The 15,235-nt window shown below is 67.2% G+C and carries 16 protein-coding genes; 6 read left to right on the top strand and 10 right to left on the bottom strand.

All coding sequences use genetic code 11. The features are described 5' to 3' along the window. Positions 1 to 97 precede the first annotated feature (97 nt). Complete coding sequence (locus OV287_RS34480) at positions 98 to 280, top strand: hypothetical protein (protein WP_267538291.1); 183 nt, start codon at positions 98 to 100, stop codon at positions 278 to 280. After that, positions 280 to 1,002 (top strand): ferritin family protein, encoded by a 723-nt coding sequence (locus tag OV287_RS34485; RefSeq protein WP_267538292.1) that lies wholly within the window; start codon positions 280 to 282, stop codon positions 1,000 to 1,002. The genes OV287_RS34480 and OV287_RS34485 overlap by 1 nt, the downstream gene beginning before the upstream one ends. A gap of 13 nt (positions 1,003 to 1,015) precedes the next feature. Here OV287_RS34485 and OV287_RS34490 read toward each other — a convergent pair whose 3' ends face one another. Together OV287_RS34490 and OV287_RS34495 are read right to left on the bottom strand one after the other, a co-directional pair. After that, positions 1,016 to 2,374: a sigma-54-dependent transcriptional regulator gene (locus tag OV287_RS34490; RefSeq protein WP_267538293.1), complete on the bottom strand. Its 1,359-nt coding sequence runs from the start codon at positions 2,372 to 2,374 to the stop codon at positions 1,016 to 1,018. Beyond that, complete coding sequence (locus OV287_RS34495; protein WP_267538294.1) at positions 2,371 to 3,723, bottom strand: sensor histidine kinase; 1,353 nt, start codon at positions 3,721 to 3,723, stop codon at positions 2,371 to 2,373. The genes OV287_RS34490 and OV287_RS34495 overlap by 4 nt, the downstream gene beginning before the upstream one ends. Positions 3,724 to 3,989: 266 nt before the next feature. Here OV287_RS34495 and OV287_RS34500 point away from each other — a divergent pair, with 266 nt between their 5' ends. Next, positions 3,990 to 5,465, top strand: a complete 1,476-nt coding sequence (locus OV287_RS34500; RefSeq protein ID WP_267538295.1) for an erythromycin esterase family protein — start codon at positions 3,990 to 3,992, stop codon at positions 5,463 to 5,465. A 316-nt stretch (positions 5,466 to 5,781) separates the two neighbouring features. Here OV287_RS34500 and tnpC (OV287_RS34505) read toward each other — a convergent pair whose 3' ends face one another. The 7 genes from tnpC (OV287_RS34505) to OV287_RS34535 all read right to left on the bottom strand — a co-directional run bounded on the left by tnpC (OV287_RS34505) (position 5,782) and on the right by OV287_RS34535 (position 11,760). Then, complete coding sequence (gene tnpC, locus OV287_RS34505) at positions 5,782 to 7,449, bottom strand: IS66 family transposase (protein ID WP_267533915.1); 1,668 nt, start codon at positions 7,447 to 7,449, stop codon at positions 5,782 to 5,784. Positions 7,450 to 7,497: 48 nt separating this feature from the next. Continuing rightward, the gene (gene tnpB, locus OV287_RS34510) at positions 7,498 to 7,809 is read right to left on the bottom strand and encodes an IS66 family insertion sequence element accessory protein TnpB (protein WP_267533914.1); all 312 of its coding nucleotides are present in this window, start codon (positions 7,807 to 7,809) and stop codon (positions 7,498 to 7,500) included. A 26-nt stretch (positions 7,810 to 7,835) separates the two neighbouring features. Further along, complete coding sequence (tnpA, locus tag OV287_RS34515; protein WP_267533913.1) at positions 7,836 to 8,225, bottom strand: IS66 family insertion sequence element accessory protein TnpA; 390 nt, start codon at positions 8,223 to 8,225, stop codon at positions 7,836 to 7,838. 542 nt (positions 8,226 to 8,767) lie between these two features. Then, positions 8,768 to 10,267, bottom strand: coding sequence for an IS66 family transposase (tnpC, locus tag OV287_RS34520; RefSeq protein WP_267538296.1), 1,500 nt, complete (start codon positions 10,265 to 10,267; stop codon positions 8,768 to 8,770). Positions 10,268 to 10,322: 55 nt separating this feature from the next. Further along, positions 10,323 to 10,721: an IS66 family insertion sequence element accessory protein TnpB gene (gene tnpB / locus OV287_RS34525; protein ID WP_267538297.1), complete on the bottom strand. Its 399-nt coding sequence runs from the start codon at positions 10,719 to 10,721 to the stop codon at positions 10,323 to 10,325. Then, on the bottom strand, positions 10,718 to 11,086 hold the full coding sequence (locus tag OV287_RS34530; protein WP_267538298.1) for a transposase: 369 nt from the start codon (positions 11,084 to 11,086) through the stop codon (positions 10,718 to 10,720). The genes tnpB (OV287_RS34525) and OV287_RS34530 overlap by 4 nt, the downstream gene beginning before the upstream one ends. Positions 11,087 to 11,229: 143 nt before the next feature. Further along, entirely contained in the window at positions 11,230 to 11,760 is a 531-nt protein-coding gene (locus OV287_RS34535) for a transposase (RefSeq protein WP_267538299.1), read from the bottom strand. A gap of 784 nt (positions 11,761 to 12,544) precedes the next feature. Here OV287_RS34535 and OV287_RS34540 point away from each other — a divergent pair. The 3 genes from OV287_RS34540 (at position 12,545) to OV287_RS34550 (ending at position 14,331) form a co-directional block, all read left to right on the top strand. Then, positions 12,545 to 13,150, top strand: a complete 606-nt coding sequence (locus OV287_RS34540) for a sigma-70 family RNA polymerase sigma factor (protein WP_267538300.1) — start codon at positions 12,545 to 12,547, stop codon at positions 13,148 to 13,150. A 31-nt stretch (positions 13,151 to 13,181) separates the two neighbouring features. Continuing rightward, positions 13,182 to 13,928: a hypothetical protein gene (locus tag OV287_RS34545; protein ID WP_267538301.1), complete on the top strand. Its 747-nt coding sequence runs from the start codon at positions 13,182 to 13,184 to the stop codon at positions 13,926 to 13,928. Between the two features lie 118 nt (positions 13,929 to 14,046). Then, positions 14,047 to 14,331, top strand: a complete 285-nt coding sequence (locus tag OV287_RS34550; protein WP_267538302.1) for a hypothetical protein — start codon at positions 14,047 to 14,049, stop codon at positions 14,329 to 14,331. Here OV287_RS34550 and OV287_RS56515 read toward each other — a convergent pair. Then, a complete protein-coding gene (locus tag OV287_RS56515; RefSeq protein ID WP_373371854.1) occupies positions 14,223 to 14,927 on the bottom strand; it encodes a transposase in 705 nt (234 codons plus the stop codon). The two genes, OV287_RS34550 and OV287_RS56515, sit on opposite strands and share 109 nt — an antisense overlap. Between the last annotated feature and the right edge of the window lie 308 nt (positions 14,928 to 15,235).

Genomic DNA, 15,235 nt, shown 5'->3' on the forward strand with positions numbered 1-15,235 from the left:
AACCGTGCCAGTCCCTGCTCCCTCCAGGCGGCGGATGTGTCATCATTTTCCCCCTGAGGGGCGGCCGCGCCCCCCTTCAACGAGCCGAGGTGCCGTCATGGATTCGAAGAAGCTCTTTCACGTGCTGGTGCTGGGTGGAGCGCTCTTGGGAGGGGTGTCGGGGTGCGGCGATGAGGCGAAGGCAAAGCCCAATGACAAGGCGGACGCGGGCACCACTCCCCAGACCGACGGCGGGACCGGAGGAGGAGAAGAGCCCGGCGGGGGCGTGCAGGGCTGGTGATGCACGCGCTTCCCGAGCCGGAGCGGCACGTGGTCGCGACGGCGTGGGCTTTCCGGTACCGGGTGGAGCTGGATGCGGCGCTGCGCTTCGCGCGGCTGGGTGAGCGCCTCGAGACGCTCGCTGCTCCCGAGGCGCTCGTGTCCCTCGCGAGGAGGGCCACCAGCGATGAGCAACGGCATGCCGCGCTGTGCGAGGAGCTGGCGCTCGCCTACGGCCACCTCGCCCTGCCCGAGCCTCCGGCGGCCGTCGCCGAGGTTGCGCCCGTGGGGCTGCCGCTGCGCCAGCAGGTGCTTTACGAGCTGGTGGCGGCCTGCTGTATCACCGAGACGGAGAGTGCCGCCGTCCTCACCACGCTGAACGCAGCCGACACGGAGCCGCGCGTGCGGCAGGTGCTGCATGATCTCCTTCGCGACGAGGTGGCCCATAGCCGACTCGGCTGGGCGTACCTGGCACGCGAGCACGATGCAGGAGAGGTGGCCTGGTTGGGCCGCCACATCCCTTTCATGCTCGCGGGGAGCATCTCCCCCACCCTCTTCGCATCGGGCACGCCCGCGGAGGAGAGCCCCGTGCTCCAGCGGCACGGCGTGCTCCCGCATGCGCACAAGCGCGCCACCTTCGTGCGCACCCTCGAGGAGGTGGTCCTCCCGGGGCTGGAGCGATTCGGGGTGGCCACGGCCCCCGCGCGGCAGTGGCTGGCGCAGCGGCAGACAGCCCCGGCCTGACCGGGCACTCCCCCTACTCCGCCTCTCCCTCGCGCACGAGGCCGTACTTCCTCAGCTTGTCGTGCAGGGTTGCACGGCCGATGTCGAGCAGCCGCGCCGCCTCGCTGCGGTTGCCGTGTGCCTCCTCCAACGCGGCGACGACGAGGGCCCGCTCGTAGGCCTCCACCTTCTCCTTGAGACCGGCGCGCGGCGCCTCCTCGGGGCGCTCCTGCTCCGGCCCGCCCGGCAGCAGTGACAGGTCCAGCGTCCCGTCCGGGCTCATCGCCACCGCGCTCTCCAGGGCATTCTCCAGCTCGCGCACGTTACCCGGCCACCTCCACGCGGTCAGACGCGCCATCAGCTCCGGCGTCACCTGCATGGACGGCACGTGGAAGCGCTCGGCGAAGCGCGCGAGGAAGTGCTTCGCCAGCGCGGCGAGATCCTCCGGCCGCTCCCGCAGCGGTGGCACGTGCAGGTTCACCACCTTCAACCGGTAGAAGAGATCCTCGCGGAAGCACCCCTCCTTCACCCGCTGCACGAGGTCGCGGTGGGTGGCCGCCAGGATGCGCACGTCCACCGGCCAGGCCTTGTCCTCGCCCACCGGCCGCACCTCGCCCTCCTGCAGCACGCGCAGCAGTTTGGCCTGGGTGGCCGGATCCAGCTCGCCCACCTCGTCGAGCAGCAGCGTGCCGCCATCCGCCTCGCGGAACAGCCCCTGCCGCGCGCGCACCGCTCCGGTGAAGGCCCCCCGCGTGTGGCCGAACAGCTCCGCCTCGGCGAGCTCGGGGGTGAGGGCCGCGCAGTTGAAGCGCACGAAGGGCCGATCCGCCCGGGCGGAGGCGCGCACCAGGGCCTCGGCGATGCGCTCCTTGCCCGTGCCACTCTCCCCGGTGATGAGCACCGTCACGTCGCGCGGCCCCACCCGCTTCACCAGCAGCGCCAGCCGGCTCATCGCCGGCGAGACGAACACGAGCGAGCGCAGCAGGTTCACCTCACCCGCCAGCCGCTCGTTCTCCGCCTCCAGCCGAAGGGTGCCCAGCGCCCGGCGCACTACCGCCAGCACGTCGTCCACCTCGAAGGGCTTGCGGAAGTAGTCCACCGCTCCGAGCTTCATGGCCTCCACCGCGTGCCGCTCGCTGCCATGCGCGGTGATGAGGATGACGCGCGGGACAGGCGAGAGTGCGCGCACCCGGCGCAGCAGCTCCATCCCGTCCACCTTCGGCATCCGCAAATCACTGATGACCAGGTCCACCGGGGGCTCGGCGGCCAGCCGCCGCAGCGCGGCCTCCCCGTCCCCCACTTCCTCCACCTCGAGCCCGTCGTCCTCGAGCAGCCCGCGCAGCGTGTAGCGCACGCCCGCGTCATCGTCCGCCACCAGCACCCGCGCCTTCATGCCACGACCTCCGTCCTCTCCTGCCGGGGCGGCAGCTCCGCGGGCAGCACCAGCTCTGCCACGCAGCCGCCGCCCTCTCGCGGGTGGAGCTCCAGCTCGCCGCCATGCTGCCGCGCCAGCGACCGCGCCAGGGCCAGCCCCAGCCCGTTGCCCTTGGGTTTCGTGGTGACGCCCGGCTCGAAGACGCGCTCGCGCACCTCGGGCGCGATCCCCGGCCCCTGGTCTCGCACCTCCACCCGTCCGCCGCCCTCGGGCGTGGGCAGTATCACCAGCTCCACCGTGCTCCCGCGTGGCGCGGCCTCCAGCGCGTTCTGCACCAGGTTGATGAGCACCTGCTTCACCTTGCGCGGGTCGCACCAGACGGCCACGTGCTGCTCGACGAAGAGGCGCAGGCTCACGCCCCGATCGCCCGCCATGCCCTCGTGCAGCTCCACCACCTGCTGGCACAACCATCCCAGCGAGGTGCGCTGCTCGTTGAGCGGGAGCAGGGGCCGGGAGAAGTTGAGGAAGCCCTCCAGGATCTCCTGCATCCGGTCCACCTCGCGCCGCAGCACCGCCAGGCGCTCGGCCGGCTTGCCCTCCACGTCCCGCGCCACCATGGCGGCCAGGCCCTTCACGCTGGCCAGCGGATTCTTCAGCTCGTGGGCAATCTCCCCGCTGAACAGGGTGAGCGCGTTGAGGGCCTCGGTGTGGGTGCGCAGCGTCTCGTCGCGCGCGTCCAGCGCGTCCTTCGCCATGCCCTGGAAGACGTCCCGCATGATGGAGCCAATGCCGACAGACAACGCCACCAGCACGCTCAGCACCGTCACGTGGGACAGCAGCAGGGCGTCATTGTGCCCGGCCCGTGCACCACCCCCGTAGAGCTGCGGCAGCAGGTCCGGCACCACCCCGGTGAAGGAGACCGCGGCCAGCCCCCACAGCGTCGCCACATGCAAGAGCGCGAGAACCCACGCACCTCGAGTGGTGGTGAAGAGGGAGATGAAGAAGCTCACCATGAGCAGCACCGGCGTGAGCGGCCCCTCGAGCCCGCCCGTCACCAGGAGCAGGCCCCCATGAATCGGGATGCCGACGCCGATGACGTAGGTGAACGAGAATCTCTGGTGCGGCGTGCGGCGCAGGTAGTGGTGAAGCTCGATGCCCTCGACCACCACGAAGAGTCCCAGCAGCCCCCCGAGCAGCCACTTGCGCCAGACCGCCGGCTCTTGCACGAGGAGATAGAGGAGGATGAAGAGGGACGGCGGCATCATGTAGATGCGGATGCGCGCCATACGCATGAAGTGGCGGGCGAAGGCCTCGCGCTGCACCTGCTCGAGGCCGCTCGGTGGCGGGGAGGCGGGAGAGGGTTTCACGGCGTCTCCTCGGGGGGCGGACTCCTTCATCCTACGTCCGAGATGCAAGCCGGATGCACGCCCTTCGTGCCCCCTCGCCCAGATGGGCCCGCCTGCCTCCACGGGGAGCACTGTTCGGAAACCCGGCACCCCGCCCCCCAGCAGTGACGGAGGTCCGGACAGCCAGTTCCCCCACCCCACCCCATTCCCAGAGAGAGAGGGGCGTTGGCATGGGAGGTGCTCCTGGAGCACTCGATATCAAAACTGGCGCTAACGGGGTCTAACTCATGAGCACACAGAATCCGGAAGAACAAATTCAAGACTTCGGTCGTCGATCATTCCTGGCGGCCACGACCGCCCTCGGCGTCGCAGCCCTGGTCCCTGGCGCCGCTTTCGCCCGGTCCGGGTCGTCCGCTGGATCGGTCAGGTTCGCGTCGCTAGACGAATGGATCGCCCGCGAGGCGATCCCGTTTTCGTTGGACAAAGGTTTCGACGCCGCCGTCGACCGGATGATGTCCCACCTCGGCGATCAGGTTTCGCTTCTCGGCTTTGGCGAGGCTCTGCACGGCGGCGAAGAATTCCTGCTCCTCCGCAATCGCCTGTTCCAGCGGCTCGTCGAAGCCCATGGCTTCAGCGCCATCACGCTCGAGACCAACTACATGCGCGCGCGGCTCGTCGACGGCTATGTCGCAGGCCGCGGATCGGCGACTTACGAGGCCATCGAAGACAAGGGTTTCAGCTACGGCTCCGGGAAATATGCCGCCAATCGCGAACTCGTGGAGTGGATGAAGCGCTACAATTCCGATCCGGCGAATGCGGTGAAGCTCAGCCTCTATGGGACCGTTCCGTCGGAAGGCGAGACGACGGAAAGTCCGAGGCAGGCGCTCGAATTCGCGCTCGCCTATCTGAGATCGGTCGACCCGGTGGCCGCCGCCAAGCACAAGACCATCATGGAGCCGCTGTTGGGCGCGGACGCGGACTGGGAAGACTCGGCCGCCGTCGTCCACAAGGAGATCTTGACGCGGATTTTGGGCGGCGACACCGCGCAGCAGCTTGTGGGCAGAGACACGCCGGCCGGCGCCAACGATGCGGGGAAGTTCGGCCTCTCGCCCAGGGCTTCGGCGCTTCGGGTGGCGACGGAAGAGCTCGCCTCCGAACTAAGCGTGCGCCGCCCGGAGCTTGTGGCCAAAAGCGATCGCGAATCCTTTGGAGAGGCGCTGCAACACGTCACCGTCGCCCAGCATCTTCTCGCCATTCACGCGGCGCTGGCGCGGCGAGAGTCGCTCGACAACCTTGTCAGCATGCGCGACGCGATGGCCGCTGAGAATCTCGTCCACATCTCCGAGCGCGAAAAGACGCGTGGAAAGGTGTTGGTCTACCTGCACAGCGCCCATCTTCGGCGGACCAAGACGAAGCTGCCCTGGTATGAATTCTGGCCGACGGGTGCGCATCTCGACCAGCTGTTCGGCGCGCGTTTCGCCGTGATCGGGGGAGCCCTGGGGACGTCCGAGGCCAACTTCATCGGCGCGCCCGAGGCCGGCAGCATCGAGGCGCGGTTACTGGCGCGGCAGTCGGATTGCTTCATTCCGGCCCATCGCGGCAAAGGGCTCTATAAGGACGCGGCGCCTCCGATACGGACCCGCAGCAAGCAGCCCTTTGTCCCCTATGAGCCGCTGACCCCGCAAAGCGTCGCGGACTTTGACATGATCGCATTCCTGCGCTCCGCCACCTACACGCGCGGTGCGGCAAAGTTGCCGGGCTGACCACCACCGTCGAGCGACGACAGGCACTTCGGCCGCGAGGCTCAACTGCTGGCTCGCCGCCACCGCGTGTACCAGCGCGCTCGCCACCGTCACCCCGAGCGCTGGCGCGCCAACACCCGCGACCGGACTCCCACTGGCCCTGTCCGCCTCAACCCCTCCCCGCCCTCCACCCCTGCGGTGCCTTCTCTCCGGCCAACTGCTTGAGTCAGCTTCTCGCGACGACAACGTTGACACGTAAGCCTCCGGTCCAGCCCATGGTGTCGGCCACCGAGGAGCATGGCACGGTGGCCGCGTGATGGATGGCGCGTCGACAAGCCTATCGCTGCTGAGCCTGCTGCTGAGCCCACGACTCGGGGAGGAGCTCCGCGAGGCGGGAGGCGGGGAAGCGGGTGTCGCCGAGCTTGGGCAGCACGTCGCGGAAGTAGGCCCACGGGTCCATGCCCAGCCGGTAGCAGCTGAGCACGAGGGAGTAGACACTGGCGGCCCGGTGGCCAGCGGCATCGCTGCCCAGGAAGAGCCAGTTCTTGCGTCCGAGGACAATGAGCTTGATGAGGCGCTCCACCTCGCCGTTGTCCACCGGAAGGCGTCCGTCCTCGAGGAAGCGGCCCAGGGGGAGGTAGCGGTTGCGCGCGTAAGCAATGGCCTTGCCCAGCGGCGTCTTGGCGGGCACGTGCGGGGCCCACTCCTCCAGCAAGCCGAAGAGTTCCTCGTAGACGGGGCGGCTGTGCTCGAGGCGCAGGCAAAGGCGTGCCTCGGCGGAGAGCCCCGCGTCCTGGGCCTGCCGCTCCACGGCGTACAGCTTCTGCACGAGCGTGAGCACCGTGCCGCCGCGAGCGTCTCCGGCCACGTATGCGCGCTCGAAGCCACGCCGGGCGTGCATCCAACAGCCCACCTCAATGCGTGGAGAGGTGGGGCCGAAGAGGGACTGGTAGCCCTTGTAGCCGTCCACCACCAGGTAGCCCCGGAAGTCGGCCAGCACCCCTTGGGGGCCCGTGCCACTCCAATCGGGGGTGTACTCCACGAAGACGTTGCCGCCCACTCCCACGTACGGCCAGAGGTGTCCGCGCTTGATGCCGCGGGCGTCGTCCCTGTCCAGCACGCGCACCCCGGTGTCGTCGGTGTGCAGCAAGGCGTCCGCCAGCGTGCGCTGCTTGAGCAGCGCCACCACGGGCGCCAGCAAGTCACTGGCCCCCGCCACCCAGTCGCCCAGAGTGGAGGCGGGCAGCCTCACCCCGTGGCGTTTGTCGAAAATGGCCTGCTGGCGGTGCAGGGGCAGCCCGTCGCGGTACTTGCCCACCAGTAGCTGCGCCAGCAACCCCGGGCCGGGCAGCGCTCCCGGCAATGGCGCCTCACCGGCGGGCGCGGCGGCCACCCCCTCCTTGCAGCGCTGGCACCCGAGCTTCGGGCGCTTCTCCACCCGCACGTAGAAGCGCGCCGGCTCCAATTCCAGTCGCTGGCTTACCTCCTCGCCCATGGGCTGCCTCTGCTCACCGCAACCCGGGCAGACGCACTCCTCGGCCGCGGGTTGCACCAGCACCTCGCGCCTCTCCAGGTGCGCGGGCAGGGCCTGGGCGCCGCGGAGGGGCGCGCGTCTGGGCGTCTTCTTCGGCGCGTCGGCCGGCGGGGCCGCTGGGGCGGCTGCCTGTGCACCGTCGACGGTGGCGGGCACGGCCTCTGGCTCGGCGGACTGCTGCTGGGTGAACAATGACAGCAGGAGTTGGAGCTGACTGGCGGGAGTCTTCTCACTGCGCCGCCCGTACAGCTGCCGCAGCGCCTGCTGGAGTCGCACCGTCGTGGAGCTGTGCTCCTCGCGCAGCCGACCCAACAGGCCCAACAACATCTCAACGGCCTGCTCGCCGCGGCCCTCCATCAGCAGTTGCAGCATGTAGGCGCGCACCGCCTCCATGTCGTCCGCCTCGAAGGCGGTCGGCTGGGCTTCTTCCTGCTGGCCCCTCTCTTCTTCAATGGTGACGGGAAAAGTCATGCGCACCGTGCCTATGCACGAAGTGGGGCCGGGCGCGCAAGCGCGGACTCAATGCACCTCGCCTCGCCGTACCGCGCTGCTGGCCTCCACCAGCGACAGCAACTCCGCGAGCTGCCGCGCTTCCAGGTGCACCGCGGCCTGGCCCTCTACGGGCGCCGGCACCCGAAAGCGCCCCGCCTCCAGTCTCTTGCTCACGGTGCAGTAGCCGTTGGCGTCCCAGAAGAGAATGCGCACGAAATCCCTTCTCCTCGAGAAGAAGACGAAGAGGTGGCCCGACTTCGGCTGCTGCCCAAGACTGCCCTGCACCAGCGCGCTCAGCCCGTCGGCCTGCTTGCGCATGTCGCACGGCTGCGTCGCCACCCAGATTCTCACCCCCTCCGGTAGCCTCAGCACCCCTGCACCTCCTTCACCGCCCGCAGCACCCGCGCCACCAACTCCTGGCTGGCTCTCGCATCCACTCTCACTCTCACCCCGCCCACCTCCACCTGCACCGCCTCCCCCTGCTCCCGCCCCACCTCACTCCGCTCGGCGGGCGCCACCTCCACGGGCACGAAGGCCATGGCCGTCCGCGCTCCCTCCTTTCCCTCTCGCCTGCGCGTCCAGAAGCGCAGCCTCTCGCGCGGTAACCCGTACTTGCGCATGAAGGCCGACTGCGTACCTCCTTCCGCCTCCCACGCTCGCACCACCTCTGCTGCTACCTCCGGGGTCCACCTCGGCTGCCGCGCTGCTTCCAACCACGCCGGCTCCGTCTTTGTCGTCGCTGTGTTCGTCGTCATCGCGCCGCGCACTCTGCGACCCCTCCAGCACCTCCACTACCTGGGCTGGATCGGAGGCTTACGTTGACACTCACCGCAGGACAGACGCTCCTCTCTGCCCTCGCGGGAGCCGACACGCGTCTTCGCGCGAAGGTACTCGAGGCGTTGACCGGCCCAGCCCGTGCCTACGACCTCGACCACAGGCGAAGCCTCGGCTACTTGCCAAACCGGCAACAGGCGCTCACCGAATTCGCAACCAAGGAGCCTGAACAGCACGTGCGCTTCGCTGCGCTCATGGCGGCGGCTTGGTCTCGCGCCATGGCCAGGAATTCGTCCACGAAATGACGGCTCTGCCACCTACCGGTTGATTCCCGCTCTCGACTCGAGCGGGAGGGCGACGCAGCGGAAGCCCACCATTATTCGCCGATTCTTCGTAAGACCTCGCTGCGGCCCGTGGAGGCGGAGGTTGACGTCGAGTTCAAGGCGTGAGGTGACGAGCACCGCGACGATGCAGACAGTCGTGGTGTCCAAGTGAGGGCGGAAGTGGCGAGCAGCGCGGCGCTTCAGCCGACCGCGACAGCCTCGAACTGGTGGGGTAGAGGAATTTCCTCCCCTCGCAGCGCGGCCAGTGCGGCCTCACGCAGGTAGCGCTTGGGGTCCACCCCACACAGTTTCGCGGTCTCCAGCAGGCTGTAGAAGAGAGCCGCCACCTCGGTGCCACGACGACTGCGGCTGCCGTAGTGATTCTTGCGACCCACCACCAGCCCGCGCAGCGCCCGCTCCGTGGCGTTGTTGTCCAGCGGCACTCGTGCGTCCGACAAGAAGCGCGTCAGCCCCGTCCACATGTTGCTCATGTACTTCACGGCCTGCCCCAGGGCACTGCCGGGCAGGGCCTGTACCCCGCGCGCCCACTGGTGCAGCCGGTCGATTACAGCCCGGCTCTTGTGCTGGCGCAGTTCCAGCAGCCGCGCCGCGTCCGGCGGCCCCACCTTGTACTCGCGCTCCAGCGCGTACAGCTCGCCGATGAGTTCAATGGCTTCGGTGGCCTGAGGAAACTTCTCCTCGCACTCGACGAATTTGCGTCGCACGTGAGCCCAGCAATGCACCAGGGTGAAGCGCCCGCCGTGCCCAGCGTAACTGTCATAACTGCCCAGCCCATCCACCATGAGGATGCCGGAGAAGTCCTTGAGCATGGCCCGGGCATCCTCCGCGGTGCGGCCCTCGGCAATCCGGTAGACGACGGCGTCAGGTGCGCACAGAGCCCAGGCATGCCAGCGTTTCGGATTCTTGCTGCCCAACAGAGGCCAGCGCGTCTCGTCACCGCCCAGCACGTCGCGTGTCAGCAACGCTGCGTGCAAGGCCTCGTGCGCGGGGGCGAGCAACCGGGCCAGGGCCTCCACCTGGTCCCACAGCGTCTGGCTGTCCACCGTGAGGCCCTCGCGCGCCATGATTCTCACCTGCCTCTCCAGCGGCAGGTGGTCGAGGTACTTGGCGACAGCCACTTCCACGGCGAAGTCCACAGAGTAGCGCCCGCCGGGCTGGAGTTTGGGTGGGCCCAGGGCTGTCTCCACGCACCCGCCGCAGCCGCAGCGGTACTTCTGTCGCTTGTGGCGGTGCAGTACGAAGCGCCGCTCCACCACGTCCACCTCCTCGGCCTCCTCGTAGCAGCCCTGCATTTCGGCCAGTGCCCCACCGCACTTGGGACACTGCTTGTCTGGCTCCTCCAGCGTGTGCACTACTTCCAGCGTCGGCAGCGTGGACTGGGGGCGCGGGCCATGGCCTTGCTGGGGCGCGGCCTCCTCGGGTTTGTCCCCCTCGTCCTGTCTGGGGCGGGGACGCTTCTCACTGGAGGGGCCGAACAGCTCGGCGGTGCGCTGCGCCAGCTGCCGCTCCACCTCCTGCAAGCGCAGCTGCAACTCCTCGGCGTCCTGGCCCTGCGCGCTCATCAGCTTGCGCGTGAGCTCCACCACGCGCGCCACCAGGCGTCTGTTTTCCGCCTCCAGCAGGAGGGCCGCCTGGCGCAGCCTCTCCACGTCCTTCTCCGTCTCCAACTGGAAGCTCATGTGCGGGTAGTGCCATGCCAGCACCCGCCCGCGCAAGTAGTGCGCGCGGCACCACTCACGAAGTCACCACGTCCACGGCCTCCGGCTGGAACAGGGGCTTGAGCGTGTACGGCGCGGGCAACAACGGCGCTCGCCCCACCAGCTCGCTGCCCTCCAAAAACAGCGCCAGCTCCGACACCGTCAACACCAGCGGCTGCACGCCACTCTCGCGCTGCCACAGCGGCGCGAAGCGTCCCTTCTCCAACCTCTTGGCGTACAGGCACAGCCCGGTGCCGTCCCAGAAGAGCGCCTTGGCCCTCTTCCTGTCCCGTCCGACGAAGAGGAAGACGTCGCCCGAGAGGAAGTCGCGGCCCAACTCCTGCGTCACCAGCCCGCTCAGCGCGTCGAAGCTCTTGCGCATGTCGCACGGCTGCCCGTAGGCGTACACGCTCAGCCGTCGCGTGGAACCAATCACACCAGCCCTCTGAGTAGCGCCACCGCGTCCTCGACGCTCACTCCCTCCACCCGTACTCCTCCGGGTCCGTGCACCACCAGCGCTCCTGCTTGGGCCACGCCGCGCGCTGGTTTCACCTCTACTGGCACCAGTGCGGCACGCTCCGGCTCCTGCTGGGCCCGCCGGGCCGCGCTGCCCCATCGGCTGAGCGTCCAGCTGCTCATCCCCAACTCCTTCGCTGATTCCTCGATGCCCGCTCCCTGCTGCTGCCTCTCTCTCACGTACGCCACTGCCTCCTGTCTCTGCTCCCGCGTGTAGCGCGCTCGCGGCCCCACTCCTCCTCGCTCGAGTACCTGCTGCCGGAATTTCTCTGCTCGCTCTTTCATGTCCATCGCTGTCGTCTCCTTCGCGACCCTGGACATGCTCACGTCCCCACGCTCACGTCACGACGGGCTCGGGCGAGGACGTACGATTCTTCGGTGCGTCAGACTCGACTTTCGCCATTTTTAGGCCCGGAGAGAGCCGCAGTTCATGCGGCTTTCGGCTGAGGCGGTGAAGTGGAGGCCTGCAAGCCGGCGACAAGAGGAAGTGGGTCCACCCAGTCGGCGGAGGAGAGAGTGCGCTGGGCCAGACGCAGGATGTCAGCGAAGGCGACAGTGCGCTTGGTGCGGTACCAGGGGCGGATGGGCAGACCCAGTTGAGAGGTGTCGAGACCCAGTTCCATGTGCCAGAGCACCAGCAGGGTGTAGCACACGCCCACCCAAGGAGCCGTGCGCAGCACTGCCAGAGGAGAGCGCGCCCGCGAGGAGGAGAAGCCCAGCAGTTGCTTGAGGTCGCGGAAGAGCACCTCAATGGCCCAGCGACAGCAATAACTCTCAATGACCTGGCGAGCCGTGCGAGTGCAGTCCGTGCAGAAGAAGACGCGCAGGGGCAGCTCGCCGTTGGGCACCTTGACGATGACGATTTTGAGCAGGGGTTGTCCGGCGGAGCGGTACCAGCGCGCCACCAACTCCTTGTAGCAGCCGGAGGGAACGGGACAAGCCCGGTCATGGGATTGCACCCTGCCGGCTATGCCACAAATGCGCAGAAGGGCTCTGCAACTTGCGGGAGTGGGCCAGGTCATCAACATCGGGAGCATCGCGGTGACGCGGGGGCTGAAGTCTACATCGGCGTGCTGTGCGCCTAGACATACGCTGCTGGAATCGACGTAGGAATTGTTGGAGCAGCCTGAGCGACCAACCGACCTGGAGTTCGACCAGAGAGGAATTGAAGGCACCGGAAAAGAGGTCGGCCACGCGTCTCTAAGTGCATCAAGTGCACAGGAGGCGCGCTCATGCGGTTCAAACATCCATGCCCAGACCATCGCTGCGACCGCGAGAAACAATCCAAGCTACTGCACTGGCTCAAGGTAGTGCTCGCTGTGTTCTCGATCGCGAGCGCAGGCATCTCCCTCTATCGCCAACTCGCCGGCGGAAACCAGACTCACACCGATCACCGAAATTCTGCAACTTCCGCGAAGCCTCTGGAGCCCAGACCGCAATGCGGCATCGGAGAAGACTCTAGTCCGCCTAGCCGAATAGCAGGGGAGAAGACGGAGGAGCGAGCGGAGAGCGCTTCGGACTGTCCCGTCCATCAGACGAGCGCTGAGCCCACTCCAGTGGGCTCCAACCAGACAGACAGGCTCTGCGGCGTTGAGTCCGGCCTCCGGAAAAATTTCCCTGCCTGCGACTAGAGAAATCGAGGAGCCACGAACACGCTCCAAGGCGCACCCAGTCCGGGAACACTGGAAACCATTCCCCTCCCGCGCCTGGGGGGTAGAGGAGTCAGCATCCAGGGGAGTCAACATGACGCCCGATACCGATATCGCTCAAAGACTCAGAAAACTCGCAGAGCAATGCCATGATGCCAAGACGAAGGCGCAGCTAGATGAGGCCTTCCGCCCACTGGTCGAGGAACTCACCCCCCTGTTGAACAAGAAGGCAAGGAGCAAGCTCAGCGAGCATGCGGACGCGGACGTCGAAGACCATGTACAGGACGTCTTCATGAAGCTCTACCGGGCACTCAAGGCGGGAAAAGAGATCGAATTCCCGCTGGCCTGGAGCATGCACTGCCTCACGTGCAGACTGATTGATGCCTTTCGAAAGAAGAAGAAAGAGAAGACCATCAAACTGATGTGTTCTTCGGAAGCGCCTGGCAGGATGCATCACGCGAGCACCGAAATGAGCCCTCGCATGGAAGTTCTCACGAGCATAGCTCAATCCATAGCTGAATCCCTGCCCACGAACGAGCGCTCCATTTTGGAGGAGTACTGCGAGGGCACCAAGCCCAGAGACATTGCCTCCAAGCTCAATATACCCAGGGATCATGTCTACCGAATCACCGCGAAAATCAAGGCTCGAGCCCTAGCTCATGAACGAAGAATCCCACCGGAGGCTAAAAAAGACACCTGACAGAACAGGAGAGCCATTCAAGGGGATTACCATGCGAGAGAACAACAATGGAAACCAGAAGGAGAGCTGCGCTTCGCACCAACAGACTCTCATTGATGTCAGCTTCGCTGATAAACACGGGCCCCCTGCGTTCTTGAAGCATATTGAAGAATGCGCGGCCTGCGCTGCGGAACTCGAAGAGAATCGCCAACTGCTCACGGCCTGCGAGAAAGGCACTCTGCCCAAAGCAGACGTGGAGTTCGTCGATCGTGTGATGGCCGCGGTTACCGCATCGAGCGAGCCGCAACCGCCAGTTCTTCAGGTGCGACCAACGGGTTTCGGTCCACAATCCGTGGCGGGTCCCCGCCAACCGGCCCTTGAGAGCCATCCACATGGTCGGTACCGATTCCGGCTTGAGTCGGTGAGGCTCTCGGTCTGGTTCTCCTGCTCAATCATGTTGCTTCTTTGTCTCAGTCTTGGCAGTGAGCGGGGGTTCTCGAATGCAGTGAGGCTCGTCGAGCAACTCGAAATCGTGGGCGCTTCACAGGGATCGCTTTCCACGAGCGTAGCGGTTTCCTCCCTTGAGGATGCAGAGGATGCGACGATGTCGAGCGGAGTACAGATGCACCCTGTTCCCCATCCGAGCGCTCCGCGCATGATTCATCCTCAACCTGACACTGGGATACATCCCAACATCCGGAAGGCTGACGTACGCATGCGCGCCAGGAAGCTCGAACTCCCCGTGGCAGCTGCCAGAAAACAGGGAGTTGCTTGTGAAACCGCCGATTGTGGGCCCTGAAAGACTCGGACGACAACCGACACGAGCACGGCCAAAGGGGCTTGGAGGATTCCCGTGCCCATGCTCGAGACGCTCGGTCCGTGAACGTCGACTGGGCATCGGGAAGATTCCGGACGCGGTGCTGGCGCAGCTCACGAAGCACAAGGACCTCGGGCTGCACACGGAGATGATGTCCGACGGGGTGATGCACCTGGTGGAGGCGGGCGTCATCACCGGGCGCAGGAAGACGCTGCTGCCCGGCAAGCTGGTGACGTCCTTCATCATGGGCTGCGGAGGCAGGCGGCGCGTGCTGGCCTACCTTACCGAGGGCGCCGTCCTCCGCCGCAGCCTCCGCCACCTGCCCAAGCTGCCGCCGCCGCTGGCCCCCGCACGCGGACCGCCCCAGCAGGCACTTTGGGACTGAGTCAACAGGCCGCCAAGAAGCAGCGCGTGCCGAACCAACGGCCCGCTGACAGGAGCAGTGCGCCTGAAGCCTGTGGGGCAGGCCTTCTTGTCGGCGCTCCGCCTCGCGCACGGCGTGTCACCCCGCCCTCCTGGCGCCCGCCCTGACCCCACTGCGTCCGCCCAACAGGGCCCAGTCCTTCCTTCTGTGAAGCGGCCTCCCGAATCAGGCACCAGCCCCAGGTACGCCTCCAGCTGGTGCGGCCCGCTGAAACGTGCGGGCTCATCCACTGCGGACACGAAGGCACACGCCGTCACTGGTCCCACCTGGGGCACCGTGCACAATCGCGACACCTGCTCGTCCTTGTGGGCCACTCGCTCGAGCACCCCATTGAGGAAGGCAATCTGCTCGTTGAGGTGCTGCATGAGGCTCAGCAGCGGAGCCACCTCCGCCATGAGCCACCCCGGCAGCGCCAGGGCCGCCACGCGCCTGGCGAAGGACTCCGCTTCTCCATCCGCTACCCGCAGTCCCTCGCGCCTCACCAGTGCGCTCACCAGGGCGATGTAGCGGGTGCGCGTGCGCACCAGCGCCTCGCGTACGGCCAGCTGCGCCCTCATGTGCCTCTTGGCGTCCGAGGTGCGGTGCGCCGCCCGGTACGCCCCCAACTTGCACGCCTCCGCCAGGCTGCGAGCATCCCTCTTCTCTTCACGGCGTCTCCTTGGGGAGCGGACCCTTCAGCCAACCTCCGAGCAAGCCGGATGCCCGCCCTCCGTGCCCCCTCGCCCGGATGGGCCCGCTCGCTCGTACGGGGGCGCTGTTCGGAAACCCGGCACCCCGCCCCCTGGGAGTGGCGGAGGTCCGGACAGCCAGCCCCCTCACCCCGTCCCTTGTCAGGAGAGAGAGGGGCATTGGCATGGGAGGTGCT

Source organism: Archangium lansingense, assembly GCF_026626635.1.
Lineage (GTDB): Bacteria > Myxococcota > Myxococcia > Myxococcales > Myxococcaceae > Archangium > Archangium lansingense.

Coding starts and splice junctions, on each gene's coding strand:
- OV287_RS34480 (WP_267538291.1), top strand. CDS start 98: ATGGATTCGAAGAAGCTCTTTCACGTGCTGGTGCTGGGTGGAGCGCTC.
- OV287_RS34485 (WP_267538292.1), top strand. CDS start 280: ATGCACGCGCTTCCCGAGCCGGAGCGGCACGTGGTCGCGACGGCGTGG.
- OV287_RS34545 (WP_267538301.1), top strand. CDS start 13,182: ATGCGAGAGAACAACAATGGAAACCAGAAGGAGAGCTGCGCTTCGCAC.
- OV287_RS34540 (WP_267538300.1), top strand. CDS start 12,545: ATGACGCCCGATACCGATATCGCTCAAAGACTCAGAAAACTCGCAGAG.
- OV287_RS34500 (WP_267538295.1), top strand. CDS start 3,990: ATGAGCACACAGAATCCGGAAGAACAAATTCAAGACTTCGGTCGTCGA.
- tnpC (WP_267533915.1), bottom strand. CDS start 7,449: ATGACTTTTCCCGTCACCATTGAAGAAGAGAGGGGCCAGCAGGAAGAA.
- tnpA (WP_267533913.1), bottom strand. CDS start 8,225: ATGACGACGAACACAGCGACGACAAAGACGGAGCCGGCGTGGTTGGAA.
- OV287_RS34490 (WP_267538293.1), bottom strand. CDS start 2,374: ATGAAGGCGCGGGTGCTGGTGGCGGACGATGACGCGGGCGTGCGCTAC.
- tnpC (WP_267538296.1), bottom strand. CDS start 10,267: ATGAGCTTCCAGTTGGAGACGGAGAAGGACGTGGAGAGGCTGCGCCAG.
- OV287_RS56515 (WP_373371854.1), bottom strand. CDS start 14,927: ATGAGGGCGCAGCTGGCCGTACGCGAGGCGCTGGTGCGCACGCGCACC.
- OV287_RS34530 (WP_267538298.1), bottom strand. CDS start 11,086: ATGAAAGAGCGAGCAGAGAAATTCCGGCAGCAGGTACTCGAGCGAGGA.